This window comes from Kitasatospora viridis (assembly GCF_007829815.1).
GTDB lineage: Bacteria > Actinomycetota > Actinomycetes > Streptomycetales > Streptomycetaceae > Kitasatospora > Kitasatospora viridis.
On sequence record NZ_VIWT01000002.1, the window covers coordinates 1 to 12,821 of the forward strand.

Below are 12,821 nucleotides of genomic sequence, written 5' to 3' on the forward strand. Positions count from 1 at the left end.
GGTCATCGTCGTCGACCAGGCCGAGGAACTGTTCACGATGGGCGCCGACGAGCAGGAGCGGCGGCGCTTCGTGACGGCGCTCGAAGCGCTCGGCCGGCCGGGCGCCGACGGGCCGGCGGCGCTGGTCGTCTTCGGCGTGCGCGCGGACTTCTACCCGCAGTGCGCGCGGTACGCGTTGCTGCACGAGGCGCTGGAGCAGCGTCAGGTCCTGGTCGAGGCGATGTCGCGGGAGGAGGTGCGCCAGGCTGTCCTGTTCCCGGCCCGGTCGGTCCGGCTGGACCTCGAACCGGGCCTGGTGGAGCTGCTGTTGAGCGACCTCGGCGGGCCGGGCGCGGTGGGAGCGGCGGGCGGGCCGGACGGCTCCGAGGACGCCGAGGACGCCGAGCAGCCCGGCCGTCCTACCGCGTACGGCTACGAGCCGGGTCGCCTCCCCCTGCTCGCCCACGCGCTCGAAGCCGTCTGGCAGGCCAGGGCCGGGTCGACCATGACGGTCGCGGGCTACCTGGCCGCCGGCGGCATCCGCGGCGCGGTCGCCCACACGGCCGAGGACGTCTACCGCGCCCTGGACGCCGCGGAACGGCGCGCCGCCTGCTGGCTCTTCCCCCGCCTGCTGCGGATCGCGGCCGGCGCGGCCGACACCCGCCGCGCTGTGCCGCGCGCCCGGCTGCTGGCCGAGGCGCCGGACCCCGAGGTCGCGGCGACCGTGCTGGCGCGCTTCACCGACCGGCGGCTGCTGGTGCAGCGGCGGGAGGTCGTCGAGATCACCCACGAGGCGCTGCTGGACGCCTGGCCCCGGTTGCGCGGCTGGTTGGACGAACACCGGGCGGACCACCTGGCGCGCCAGCAGATCGAGGAGGCCGCGGCCGCCTGGGAACGCGCCGCGCACGACAACGGCCTGCTCTACCGGGGCACCCGCCTGGAGGCGGCGCGGGAGCTGGAGACCCGGCTGGGCCCGGGGCAGCTCGGGCCGGGCGAGCGGCGCTTCCTGGCCGAGTCGCACCGCCAGCGCCGGCGCGGTGCGGCGCTGCGCAGGGGAGCGGTCAGCCTACTGGCGGTGCTGGCCCTGATCGCCGGCGCCAGCGCGGTGATCGCCCGTCAGCAGAGCGACCAGGCCTCTGCGCAGCGCTGGGCCGCGGAGCAGCAGCGCCAGACGGCGGACCAGCAGCGCCAGGTCGCCGAGCAGCAGCGGCGGCTCGCGGTCGGCCGGGCGCTCCAGTCCGAGGCGGAGACCGCCCGGGCCGACGACCCGATGACCTCACTGCGGCTCAGTCTGGCGGCGCTGACGGTGGATCCGACCCCGCAGACCCAGGCCGGGTTGGTCACCACGCTCCAGCAGTCCCGGTTCGCGGGTGTCACCACGGTGGGCGGCAAGCTCCCCGACGGGGCCGTGCTGAGCCCGGACGGCACCCTACTGGCGATGGGGACCGACGACGTCCGCGCCGGCACGCTCTCGCTCTGGGACACCTCCGCCGCCGGTGCCGGTGCGGCCCGCGAGCTCGCCACCCTGCCCGCCGCCGGCTCGCTGTCCTACCGTTCGGACGGCCTCTCCTTCAGCCCGGACGGCCGCCTGCTGGTCGCCGTCGAGGACGACGCGCAGGATCCCCCGAACAGTGCCGTGGTCGCCTGGGATCTGTCCGAACGCGCCAGCCCCCGGCTGCTGTTCACCCTGACCGGGCTGACGGACGTGCGGGGAGCGGCCGTCAGCCCGGACGGCCGCACCTTGGCGGCGGTGGCCGGCGGGGCCCGGGGCACGCTGGCCCTGTGGGACGTCGGCTCGCCGTCGACTCCCCGTCAGCTGTCGGCACCGATCGGCGCGTTCGACTCGGACGTGGTGCTGTTCGGACCCGACGGCCGCACCCTGGTCACCGCTTCGGGCGTCACCACGGCGACGGATGACACCCTCGCGACCATCACCCACGCGACCGGCTGGACGCTGTGGGACGTCGGCGACCCGGGACACCCGAAGACGGTGTCCAGCGAGCGGGGGTTCGGCACCGCGCTGGCCTTCAGCCCGCACGCGCCGATCCTGGCCACGGGCTCCGACAGCACCCTCACCCTGTGGGACCTGAGCCGGCCCGGCACCCCCACCGCGCTGGCCGCCCTGGACGAGCAGGACCAGGTGGAGGCCGCCCGGTTCAGCCCGGACGGCAGGTCCCTGGTGACGGCGACGTTCGAGACGGCCAAGCCCGCGCTGCTCTGGGACGTCAGCGACCCCAGGCACCCCGGCCCGCCGGTGCAGTTGGGTGCCGACGCGACCTCGAACGGCGCCGTGGCGTTCTCCCCGGACGGTCGGCAGGCCGTGCTGGCGGGCAGCACGGGCACGGTCACCCGCTGGTCGTTGAACGCCGGCGCCGGTCCCGGCCCATCGGCGGCGCTGGTGCCCGCGCCGGTCGCGCCGAGAGCGGCGGTCTTCAGCCCCGACGGCCGCAGGCTCGTCATCGGCGGCTGGGGGCAGGTGTCCTGCTGGGACGTCTCGGACCCCGCCCATCCGCGCCGGCTGGCCCTGCTGCCCGGCTTCGCCGCCCCGGCCTCCGCCGACGCCGTTGCCTTCAACCACGACGGTTCACTGCTGGCGGTCGGGACCGGCACCGGGGACGAGGACGCCCAGGGCCAGATCACCATCTGGAACATCAGTGACGCCGGTAACCCGCGACTGCTCAGCACGCTGACCCCGCCGACCGGAGTCGGAGCCGTGGCGTTCGACCCGGTCGGGACGACCCTGGTCGCCAGCGGTGGGGAGCTGATGACCGACAACGGCTGGGCCGCGCTGTGGAACACCGCCGACCCGGCCGCCCCTGCCGAACTCCGGATGATCAACGGCTTCGAGCTGAGCCGGAGTCCGGCCGTCTTCGCTCCCGACGGCAGCACGCTGGTCCTGCCCGACTCGCTGTGGAACGCCTCGACCCCGGCCTCCCCCGTCCGGCTGCCGCTTCCGCACTCGGGGCGGCTGGGCGCGGTCGACGGTTTCACGGAGGCCGCGTTCAGCTCCGACGGCACCCGGCTGGCGACCGAGCAGTTGGGGAACGTGGACCTGTGGGCTGCGGTCCGGAGTGCCCCGCCCCGGTACCTCGGCACGTTTCCGGCGGCCGGCGGGTCGGACGCCGGGCTGTTCCCCTTCGACCTCCACCCCGCGGGCCGCCTGGTCGCCGTCGGGCACCAGGACGGCAGCGTGACCCTGGCGGACGTCGCGGATCCGACCGACCCCGCCCCGGTGGCCACGCTGCCGGCGGCTACAGCGGAGATCGCGGACGTCCAATTCAGCCCGGACGGCACCTCGCTGCTCACCACCGCCCTCAACGACACGGCCACGCTGTGGAGCCTGGGCGACCTGCCCGCGATCGTCACCGACCCTGTCGGCCGCGCCTGCCGCCTGATCGGCTCAGGCCTGACGCCCGATCAGTGGGCGCAGGACGTACCCGGCCTGACGTACCACCAGACCTGCCCCGCCCCGACCGGCTGACCTGCGTCGCGGAAACCCCGGTGCGGCGATGAACCGTCGGCCCGTAGCATGCGGGGGTGGACCTTTCGAAGCTCGGCAGGCCGATCGGACCGATGACTCGCGTCCACGGCGGGTTCGCCAACCGGATGTACCGGCTCGATACCGACCAAGGGTCGTTCGCGGTGAAGGAGTTGAACCTCGCCGACCGCCGCTGGACCTATCGCGTCGCGGATGTGTTCAGGTTCGAGCGGGCGGCCTTCGCCGCCGGCATCCCGATGCCCGAGCCGATCTCGGCCGACGAGCACACGCTCGTCCACCGGTGGGTCGAGGGGGAGAAGCAGCCGGAGGAACCGGTCCCGGCGGCGTACGCCTTCGAGATCGGCGAGATCCTCGCGCGCCTCCACGCGCTCGACGTCGCCTGGCCCCACGCGTCGAACGAGGAACCGGCGGCACGGGACTGGCCCGAGCTCGCCGCGCGGGCGGCGGCGACCGGGCAGCCGTGGGCCGACGAACTCGCCTCGCACGTCGAGACGTTCCTCGCGATCGCCCGCTTCGTCGACACCTGCGAACGGCCGGGCCCCGTCGTGCTGACCCACAGCGACGTCCAACCGTGGAACCTGCTCGTTCGCGAGGGCCGGCCGGTGCTGCTCGACTGGGAGCTCTCGGGCATGCTCGACCTGTCCGGCGAGCTCGGCTCGACCGCGCTGAGCCTCGCGAAGGGGCCGGGCTTCGACGACATCAGGCCCGCCGTCTTCCGCTCGGTCCTCGACGGCTACGTCTCGGGGGGCGGAACGCTGCCGCCGTCGGGCCCGAGCTGGTTCGCGTTCATGATCGGCGGCTGGCTGGGGCACACGAGGTGGAACATCCTGCGCTGCCTCGCCGGCGTCGAGGCGAGCACCGGCCCGGAGCTCGCGCTGTCACAGGAGTCCGCGCTCAACGGCGTGCGCGGCCTCCCCGTCCTGTTCGCCCGGCTTCCGGAGCTTGAGGCGCTGCTCGTGTGACAGTGCCCCCCGAGGAGGCTCAGTCCTGCCAGTAGAACAACAACTGTTCCACCGTCAGCGGCTCGCGGTGGCCGAAGCGGTAGACGCACAGGTCGGTGACGAGGATGTCGCCGGTCGCCTCGTCGATCCAGCGGAAGCCGGCGGCCTCCAGGGCGTGGCGGTACCGGGGGTCGGGGTCCGGGTCGATGGCGCTGGTGACGAAGCGTCCGAGGGTGCTGACCCGCACCTCGTACTCGTCGTCGTACTCCATCACGTGGTAGGTGCCGCCGCCCTGGTGGTTGTACTCGCCGCAGTAGGCGGGCGGCAGGTGGTCGAGGCCGGCGGCGGTCAGGGCGGCCGAGGCGCGGCGGAGCTGGTCGTCCTGGTCGGGCAGGGGCGGGGGCTCGGTGCACAGGGCCTCGACGCGCCAGCGGGGGTCGGTCCGGTCCTGGCACCTGGTCCCGTATTCGTGCACGATGGCGCCGCGCAGCTCGGCGTCCAGGCCGGGGACCTCGACCCGGGGGCGGCCCAGCCGGTCGTAGACGGCGCGGGTTTCGGCGCTCTCGCCGGTCAGCCGGTGCAGGGCGAGGGCGGTCCAGAGCGCCGCCTCGGTGGTCGGGGCCTGGGGGAGGTAGCGGCGCAGGCGGTCGGGGTCGGTCAGCAGCGACTGGGCGAGGCGGGCCACGGCGCGGTCGGGGTCGGCCAGGCCGTCGGTGACGTCCGCGCCGGCGCGGTGCCGCATCCGCAGCGCGAAGATCCGGTCCTCGGGGCGCGCGTCCCCGAGCTCGCCGAGGACCTCGTCGACGCCGTAGCGCGCGACCAGCGCCTCCAGGCCGGCCTGGCCGTACCGGCGCCGGTGGTCCCAGGGGGAGGCTGCGAGGGTGGCCAGCTCCCGGGTCGCCGAGCGGTCGCCGACCAGCCCGCGGGCCCTGAGGATCGGCTCGGGCATCCCGTACGGCTCGCTCGACGGGTCCACCTCCCGCAGCCAGGGCAGCAGTTCGGCCCGGTCGATGAGCAGGTCGAGCAGCGCCTCCCGGACGTTGGCGACATCGCCGCGGTCGCGGACCCGCGCGACCAGCTCGCCGACCCACTGCTCGGGCACCCGCCCGGCCAGCGCCCGCACGCACGGGCACCGGCGCCACCACTCGCGGGTCGGGTCGGCCGCGTACCGCGCGAGCAGGTCCGGATCGTAGGCGTTCAGCGCGGCCTGGTCGGCCCGGCCGGCCCGCGGGACGAGCTCTTCGATGGTCAACGTCATCGTGTTCCGGCTCCGTTGGGCAGTCGGGCAGTCGGGCGGTCGGGCGGTCGGGTCGTTGCGGGCTCGGGTCAGCGTAGTCGAGCCCCGGGGGTGCGTCGTCCGACTTTCCACGTGCTGCGACAATTCGGACATGACCAACCAGGAGATCCATTTCGACTACCGGAGCCGGAGCGACTACGGCGTGCACGAAGTCATCCCGTGCATCGACGGGATACCGCTCACCGACCTGATCGACCGGTTCGAGACGGCCGCCCGGATGGATCCGGCCGGCGACGCCTACGGGGGCCTCATCCCGGAGTTCTACCGGTTCGGCCCGCTGGAGGAGCACTTCCACGGGCGGTCCACGGGTGGGACGGGACCGAAGACGCCCCTGCTCGGCTGCGAGTGCGGGGAGTGGGGGTGCTGGCCGCTGATGGTGGGCATCACCGTGACGGACGAACAGGTGGTCTGGGACTCCTTCGAACAGCCCTACCGCAAGGCGCGCGACTACTCGGGGTTCGGCCCGTTCCGCTTCGACCGCCGTCAGTACGACGACGCCGTGCGGGTCCTGAGCGGGACGATCGGCCCCGACGAGGCCTGAGCACACCTCCTGGCGGCCGCTGGGAGGACTCTCAGAAACAGTTGCTATGTTGCGCAACCGAGCAAGCCGTCAGTGCGCCGAACGGCGCCCGGAACACGTGGCAGAGCAGAGGAACCGTCGTGGCCGAGCCCACCTCCCACAGCCGAGGCCGAGCACAACGCCGCCGGCGCGCGGCGCCCGAGCGGCACCGCCCCTCCCCGGCGGCCCTGGCCGGGCGCGTCGTCTTCTGCGGGGTCGGGCTCACCGCGCTCGCCACCAGCGGGGTCACCTGGTACACGTACCACGACCTGACCACTGGCCTGAACACCTCCAACGCCCTCGCCGGCGTGGAGAAGAGCGCACCGCCGCACCTGGACAACTCGGTGAACCTGCTGCTGATCGGCCTGGACAGCCGCAAGGACATGAACGGCAACGACCTGCCGCCGCAGTTCGTCGAGAACGACCTGCAGGCGGGGGACAGCAGCAACGTCGGCGGCTACAACACCAACACCCTGATGGTGCTGCACATCCCGGCCGACGGCGGCAAGGTGACGGCGCTCTCCATACCGCGCGACGACTACGTGCAGACCTACGGCGCCGACGGCAAGATGCACAAGATCAAGGAGGCCTACGGCATAGCCAAGGCCGCCGCCGAACCCAAGCTCCAGGCGCAGGGCCTGAAGGGCGCCCAGCTGGAGCAGCAGAGCCGGGACGCGGGGCGGGCGGCGACGCTGGCCACCGTGCAGAACTTCCTCGGCATCCCGATCGACCACTTCGCCGAGGTCAACCTGCTCGGCTTCTACGACATCGCGCAGGCCGTCGGTCCGGTGCAGGTCTGCCTGAACCACGCCACCAGCGACCCGGCCGAGGCGGGCCAGGGCTCCGGCTTCAAGGGCGCGGCCGGGATCAACACCCTCGACGCCAGCCAGTCGCTCGCCTTCGTCCGGCAGCGCCACAACCTGCCGAACGGCGACCTCGACCGCACCCACCGCCAGCAGGCCTTCATCTCCTCCGTCGAGTACAAGCTCAAGAACGAGGGCCTGTTCGGCGACATCGGCAAGATGCAGTCGCTGTTCGACGTGGTGAAGAAGGACGTGGTGATCGACAACCAGCTGAACATCATCGACTTCGCCCAGCAGGCGACCAACCTCACCGGCGGCAACGTCGAGTTCAACACCCTGCCGATCACCGGCTTCGCCACCATGGGCGGCGAGGACGTGAACACCGTCGACCCCGCCCTGATCAAGCGGGAGGTCCAGCAGCTCTTCGGCCACGACCTGCCGCCGGCTCCGGCCGCCGCCAACTCCCCGGGCGCGGCGCCGAGTCCGGCCGCCCCCGCGCCGACTCCGGCCGCAGGCAGCCGGACCGGCTCGGGCACGGTGGACGTGTACAACGCCTCGACGGTCACCGGTGCGGCCGCGGCCGAGTCCAAGGCCCTGACCGCGCTGGGGTACGCGGCCGGGCGGGTCGGCGAGGCCGGCACCCGGCCGAAGGCCACCACGGTCAGCTACGGCGCGGGCGCGAAGGAGGGCGCGCAGGGCGTCGCGGCGCGCTACGGCGTGGCCGCCGAGGCGTCCGCCGCGGTGCCGGCCGGGCACATCGTGGTCACCCTCGGCACCGACTACACCCCGCCCGGCGGCTCGGCGCCCGCCCCGGCCGCCCCGGCCGCGCCCGCGGCCGGCGGCAGCGCCTCGGACCCGGCCGCCGCACTGCCGATGCAGGGCCCGCCGGTCAAGATGGGCGGCATCCCCTGCGTCAACTGAACCGCTGCCCCTGCCCTGACCGGGTGTCAGGGCAGGGTGTCAGAGCAGGGTGCGGTGGGAACGCCCTCCTCGGGAGTCCGCCGGGACAGGCCCGGAGGAGGAACGTGACCAGCGCCAGCCAGCCGGCCGACCAGCCACGATGGGCCGCCGCCGCCGAGCCGACCAGTGGGGACGCGTGACGGCCTCCCTGCTCGCCACCGCCGTGGTCGCCTTCCTCGGCACCACCGTCGACGACCTCATCGTGCTGGCCGCGCTGTTCCTGGCCCGCCGCACCAGCGGGAGCCCGCGCGCCGCCGTGATCGTCGCCGGCCAGTACGCCGGGTTCGCCGCCGTCCTCGGCGTCGCCCTGCTCGCCGCCACCGGCCTGCGGATCCTGCCCGACCACTGGGTCGGGCTCCTCGGCCTGGTCCCGATCGGCTTCGGCGTCCGCGGCCTGTGGCGCCTGCGCGACAGCGCTCCCGGCGCCCCACCGCAGTTGGCCACCACCGCACCCCGGATCGCCGTCCTGGTGTTCGCCAACGGCGCCGACAACATCAGCGTCTTCACCCCCCTGTTCCGCACCCTGCACATGACCGGCGCCCTGCTGGCCACCGCCCTGTTCCTGGCCCTGATCGGCCTCTGGTGCGCCGCGGGCGCCCTGCTGGGCGGCCACCGCGCGGTGGTCGCCACCCTCGGCCGGGTCGGCCACTGGCTGATACCGGCGGTGTTCATCGCGGTCGGCATCCTGATCCTGACCGCCGGCGGCAGCCTCATGGGTGCGTGAGCCGCCGTCCAGGGCCCGGACCCTCCTCCTGACGCCGTGTCAACTCCGTCACTCCGACGGGTGAACCTCCGGCCGATCCGGCCGGCGGCCAATCCGCCCCGGGGGTCACACCGAATCGACGGCGTGAGAGCTCGCAACGATCGCGGGTTCACGACGGGACGGGACAAGATGGCCACGGAGCACATCGACACCCGGCTGCTCGAAGAGCTGACCGAGCAGTCGCAGGACCTGAACAGCGACGCCGTGCGCATCACGCGCAGCGCACTGACCGGCTTCGGGCAGGCGAACGAGCCGGGCCGGCGGCGCTGGTGGCAGCGCGGGTCGGTGCTGGCGGGTGCGGCGGGGGTCGCGGCGCTGGTCGGGGGTCGGGCGTTCGCCGATTCGGCCTCGCCGTCGGCGGCCACGGCCGACGACATCATGGCGCTGCAGACCGCCGCGTCGATCGAGAACCTGGCGGTGAGCGTCTACCAGACCGCCGCCGGGCTGTCGTTCATCAAGAACGGCAACGCGACGGTGGCCGCGTTCATCGCCAAGACGACGGCGCAGCACCAGGCGCACGCGCAGGCGTTCAACGCGGCCGCGACCCAGGCCGGCGGGCAGGCGCAGAGCGGGCCCGACCCGAAGTACAAGGCGGTCGTCGACCAGGCGCTGCCCACCATCCAGGGCCCGGCGGACGTGGTGAAGCTGGCGATCACCCTGGAGGACGTGGCCGCGCAGACCTACACCAAGAACGTGTCCCTGGTCTCCAGCGCCGACCTGCGCAAGCTCTTCGCCTCGGTCGCGCCGGTCGAGGCGCAGCACCGCGCCACGCTGCTCGCCGTGCAGGCGCTGCTGGCCGGCAACGCCGCCGACCTGATCACCATCCCGGTGGACCCGGCCAAGCTGCCCGCCGCCGCCGGCAGCGTCGGCTTCCCCGACGCGTTCTACCCGACGACCAACGCCTCCCCGATCAGCGAAGGAGCCGTCAAGTGACCGCCACCGAGGACGCTTGGGAGCTTCCCATCAGCGAGTGCGAGCTCGTCCGGCTCACCCGGGACATGCAGGACGCGCACCGGGCGACGCTGCCCGCGATGCACGCCGGTGCCGTGGACCTCACGGAGGAGATCCGGGCCCGCGCGGCCGGCGAGCCGCGTGACGCCGGCCGCCGCCGCTTCCTGCTCGGCGCCGGCGGCGCCGCCGTCGCGGTGACGCTCGCGGCCTGCTCCAGCAGCAAGTCCGGCGGCTCGGCGGCCTCCAGCGCAGCCTCCGGCGCGGCCTCGATGTCCGGTTCGGCCTCCGGGCAGTACACCGGCGACCTCAAGGTGGTGGCGCTGGCCACCGCCCTGGAGAACCAGGCCGTCGGCGCCTACCAGGCCGCCCTGGACGCGGCGAAGGCCGGCAAGCTCGGCACCGTGCCGCCGGCGGTGGCCACCTTCATCACCACGGCGATGGGCCAGCACGCCGACCACGCCAAGGCCTGGAACGCGGTGCTCACCGGCGCCGGCAAGCCCGCCATCACCAACGTCCCGCTGTCCAACCAGGCCGCCACCGTGCAGGCCTTGAACGCGGCCACCGACGTCGGCACGGTCGCCAAGCTGGCCCTGTCGCTGGAGGACCAGGCCGCGCAGACCTACCTGTTCGCGACCTACAACGTCACCAGCCCCGGCGGCATCGCCACCGCGGCCACCATCGCGCCGGTCGAGGCCATGCACGCCGCGATCCTCAACTACGTGCTGGGCCAGTACCCCGTCCCCGACGACTTCCTGCCCACGGACAAGGCGGCCAGCCCCTCGCTCCTGACGGTCTGACGGCTTCACCCCCCAGACGGTGGGTGCCCGGGTGGAAAAGTCGACTCCCCCGCGCCCGGGCACCCACCCCTCCTCCTCCCGATGAACGGACGGACCACCCGTGACCGCCGCGCGCCCCTACTCGACCCTCGCAGCCGTCCTGCTCGCCCTGGCGCTGAGCGCCTGCTCGTCCGGCGGCGCCCAGGGTGGTGCGCAGGGCGGCGCCACGACCGGCTCCTCGTCGGCCGGCGCCCGGATCACCATCAAGAACTTCCTCTTCGCCCCCGCGGCGCTCACCGTGCACCCGGGCGACCGGGTCACCGTCGTCAACGAGGACTCAACCGCCCACACCGCGACCGCCACCGACAAGTCCTTCGACACCGGTGACATCGCCCCCGGCACCTCGGCGACCTTCACCGCGCCCGCGAAGCCCGGCAGCTACCCGTACATCTGCACCATCCACCAGTACATGCACGCGACCCTGACGGTTGATTAGCCGACTGCCGGTCAGTCCTTGACGACCTGGTAGATGCCGTAGACGACGCCCGGGAAGTGGCCGAGCAGCTGGAGCAGGAAGGCCCACAGCACCTTCAGGCACGGGCCCTCCTTGATCAGCACGGCGAGCCAGGGCAGGACCAGGCAGAGCAGGACGAGCAGGACCTTCACCATGATCGTTCCTCGATTCGGGGTTCCCGGGCCCCACGCCGGCGAGGGGCCCCTCGGCGGTCGCCGCAGCGCCGCCGTACTGGGCCGCCTGCCCGCTGTCCGCCCCGGCAAACCGCGGGGGCGGAGCGTCTCGTCGGTGCGGACCCCGCCTTCCTCGACGAGGTCCAGTCTTGGTGGCCCGGGTGCTATCGGCTCAGGTTCCAGTTGAGCGGGTAGTTGACGATCGGGGTGAACGTCACGCCGGCCTCCGCCATCTCGCCGCGCGCGGTGACGACCATCTCCTTCAGTCGGCTCATCTGGTCCGAGTGCTCCGCGGACTCCCAGACGCTGACGTTGATGATCGAGCCCTCCGGCGAGACGGCCGCGTACCAGTCGATGAACCCGGGCAACTGCTTGATCGCCGGGGCCAGGTACTCCGCCTGCCGGGTGGTCAGCTCGGCGAGCTCGGCGTAGCGGGTCGGGTCGAAGGTGCCCTGCGCCACGCGGACGACGGCGGTCGAAGGCAAGGATTCGGTCATGGATGAGCCCCCTTGATGAATTACATTCTGGTTGCCTATCGTAATGGAATGGATGATCGGCGGGCAAGGCTCAGCCGCGCCGCTCCCCGCTCTCCACCCGCAGGCCGCGCAGCACCGTCACCGTCAGGCCGAGCGCGACCAGTGCCTCGGCCCAGTAGAACGCCGCGTAGTCGAGCAGCGAGCCGATCGGGGGGCTGCCGGGGGCGGCGTTGCGCATGCCGATCAGGGCGAACAGGGTCGCGGCCATCCAGCCGAGCGCGGGCCAGATCAGGCCGCGGCGCTGCTTGGTGATCAGCCAGGCGACGAACAGGACGGACAGGCCCAGCGACCACATCGCCACGATCATGAACCAGGCGAAGATGAAGGTGCTGCGGGAGCGGGCCATCCGCTCGGTGACGGCGACCGTGCCCTGCTCGCTCTGGTGGCCGCCCTGGTGCATCGCGAAGAACGGGTCGGCCTCCACCACGCCGACCACCACCGGCACGGACGCGCCGCCGGCGGTCGCCTGGAAACCCACCAGGGACTGGTAGCTGTCGAACGGGTAGTCGGAGACCCGGCCGTCGGTGAGCGGGAAGTTCACGGTGCTGCTGCCGATCTGCTGGCCCGCGGGGAAGCGCAGCACGGCCTGGTCGAGCGAGCTGGTGTCCAGCACCAGGTCCCGGGTGGGGGCCAGCGGGTTGTCGGCGCTCTGCAGCGTGCCCTGCGGCTCGATCAGGACCTTGGCGGAGACCGTCGCCCCGACCGGATCGACGTGTTGCAGGGTCACCGCGACCACCAGGTAGTCGCCGGTCGCCACCGTGCCGACCACCTGCTGCCTGTCCCGCGAGGAGCGCTCGTCGAAGTAGAGCAGCAGGCCCGAGACGCAGAGCACCGCGAGCAGGCCGAGCACGGCGGCCGGCCGCCAGATCCGCACCCGGGGGTGCGGCTCGGCGGGCGGGGACGCGGCCCTGACCCGCAGTCGGACGCGCGCCCGCACCCGGACCCGCTCGCGCCTGACGCCTCGTCGTACCACCGGCTCACCTCCCGCGCCCGCTCCCGCCACCGTCTCGTGCCGCGGCGCGGGCGGCGACTCCCGGTCGGCCAGTCGGCGCAGCGGACCGGAGGCGGCG

The 12,821-nt window shown here is 73.4% G+C and carries 12 protein-coding genes; 8 read left to right on the top strand and 4 right to left on the bottom strand.

The features are described from left to right. On the top strand, positions 1-3,460 hold a 3,460-nt coding region (locus FHX73_RS27285), incomplete at its 5' end, for a WD40 repeat domain-containing protein (RefSeq protein WP_145908563.1). Positions 3,461-3,552: 92 nt separating this feature from the next. Continuing rightward, entirely contained in the window at positions 3,553-4,440 is an 888-nt protein-coding gene (locus FHX73_RS27290; protein ID WP_211786348.1) for a phosphotransferase family protein, read from the top strand. Between the two features lie 19 nt (positions 4,441-4,459). On the opposite strand, the gene FHX73_RS27295 is transcribed toward FHX73_RS27290, so the two are convergent. Next, a complete protein-coding gene (locus tag FHX73_RS27295) occupies positions 4,460-5,677 on the bottom strand; it encodes a hypothetical protein (protein WP_145908565.1) in 1,218 nt (405 codons plus the stop codon). Positions 5,678-5,807: 130 nt separating this feature from the next. Here FHX73_RS27295 and FHX73_RS27300 point away from each other — a divergent pair, with 130 nt between their 5' ends. The 6 genes from FHX73_RS27300 to FHX73_RS27325 all read left to right on the top strand — a co-directional run bounded on the left by FHX73_RS27300 (position 5,808) and on the right by FHX73_RS27325 (position 11,024). After that, positions 5,808-6,257, top strand: coding sequence for a hypothetical protein (locus FHX73_RS27300; protein ID WP_145908566.1), 450 nt, complete (start codon positions 5,808-5,810; stop codon positions 6,255-6,257). A gap of 119 nt (positions 6,258-6,376) precedes the next feature. Further along, on the top strand, positions 6,377-7,999 hold the full coding sequence (locus tag FHX73_RS27305) for an LCP family protein (protein WP_145908567.1): 1,623 nt from the start codon (positions 6,377-6,379) through the stop codon (positions 7,997-7,999). 175 nt (positions 8,000-8,174) lie between these two features. Next, on the top strand, positions 8,175-8,762 hold the full coding sequence (locus FHX73_RS27310) for a cadmium resistance transporter (protein WP_211786349.1): 588 nt from the start codon (positions 8,175-8,177) through the stop codon (positions 8,760-8,762). 168 nt (positions 8,763-8,930) lie between these two features. Beyond that, on the top strand, positions 8,931-9,734 hold the full coding sequence (locus FHX73_RS27315; protein WP_145908569.1) for a ferritin-like domain-containing protein: 804 nt from the start codon (positions 8,931-8,933) through the stop codon (positions 9,732-9,734). Then, positions 9,731-10,549 (top strand): ferritin-like domain-containing protein, encoded by an 819-nt coding sequence (locus tag FHX73_RS27320; RefSeq protein ID WP_246213905.1) that lies wholly within the window; start codon positions 9,731-9,733, stop codon positions 10,547-10,549. The genes FHX73_RS27315 and FHX73_RS27320 overlap by 4 nt, the downstream gene beginning before the upstream one ends. 100 nt (positions 10,550-10,649) lie before the next feature. Next, positions 10,650-11,024: a cupredoxin domain-containing protein gene (locus FHX73_RS27325; protein WP_145908570.1), complete on the top strand. Its 375-nt coding sequence runs from the start codon at positions 10,650-10,652 to the stop codon at positions 11,022-11,024. A gap of 11 nt (positions 11,025-11,035) precedes the next feature. Here the strand turns inward: FHX73_RS27325 and FHX73_RS27330 are convergent, their stop codons facing one another. The 3 genes from FHX73_RS27330 to FHX73_RS27340 all read right to left on the bottom strand — a co-directional run bounded on the left by FHX73_RS27330 (position 11,036) and on the right by FHX73_RS27340 (position 12,724). Continuing rightward, positions 11,036-11,197 carry a YqaE/Pmp3 family membrane protein gene (locus FHX73_RS27330; protein ID WP_145908571.1) on the bottom strand — a complete coding sequence of 54 codons (162 nt, stop codon included), beginning with the start codon at positions 11,195-11,197 and terminating at the stop codon, positions 11,036-11,038. A 182-nt stretch (positions 11,198-11,379) separates the two neighbouring features. Then, on the bottom strand, positions 11,380-11,712 hold the full coding sequence (locus FHX73_RS27335; RefSeq protein WP_145908572.1) for a hypothetical protein: 333 nt from the start codon (positions 11,710-11,712) through the stop codon (positions 11,380-11,382). 70 nt (positions 11,713-11,782) lie between these two features. Beyond that, on the bottom strand, positions 11,783-12,724 hold the full coding sequence (locus FHX73_RS27340) for a DUF4436 family protein (protein WP_170305094.1): 942 nt from the start codon (positions 12,722-12,724) through the stop codon (positions 11,783-11,785). Positions 12,725-12,821 lie beyond the last annotated feature (97 nt).

Bases quoted from the DNA above. Each gene is read 5' to 3' on its own strand.
- FHX73_RS27290 (WP_211786348.1), top strand. From the start codon at position 3,553: ATGACTCGCGTCCACGGCGGGTTCGCCAACCGGATGTACCGGCTCGAT.
- FHX73_RS27295 (WP_145908565.1), bottom strand. From the start codon at position 5,677: ATGACGTTGACCATCGAAGAGCTCGTCCCGCGGGCCGGCCGGGCCGAC.
- FHX73_RS27300 (WP_145908566.1), top strand. From the start codon at position 5,808: ATGACCAACCAGGAGATCCATTTCGACTACCGGAGCCGGAGCGACTAC.
- FHX73_RS27315 (WP_145908569.1), top strand. From the start codon at position 8,931: ATGGCCACGGAGCACATCGACACCCGGCTGCTCGAAGAGCTGACCGAG.
- FHX73_RS27330 (WP_145908571.1), bottom strand. From the start codon at position 11,197: ATGGTGAAGGTCCTGCTCGTCCTGCTCTGCCTGGTCCTGCCCTGGCTC.
- FHX73_RS27335 (WP_145908572.1), bottom strand. From the start codon at position 11,712: ATGACCGAATCCTTGCCTTCGACCGCCGTCGTCCGCGTGGCGCAGGGC.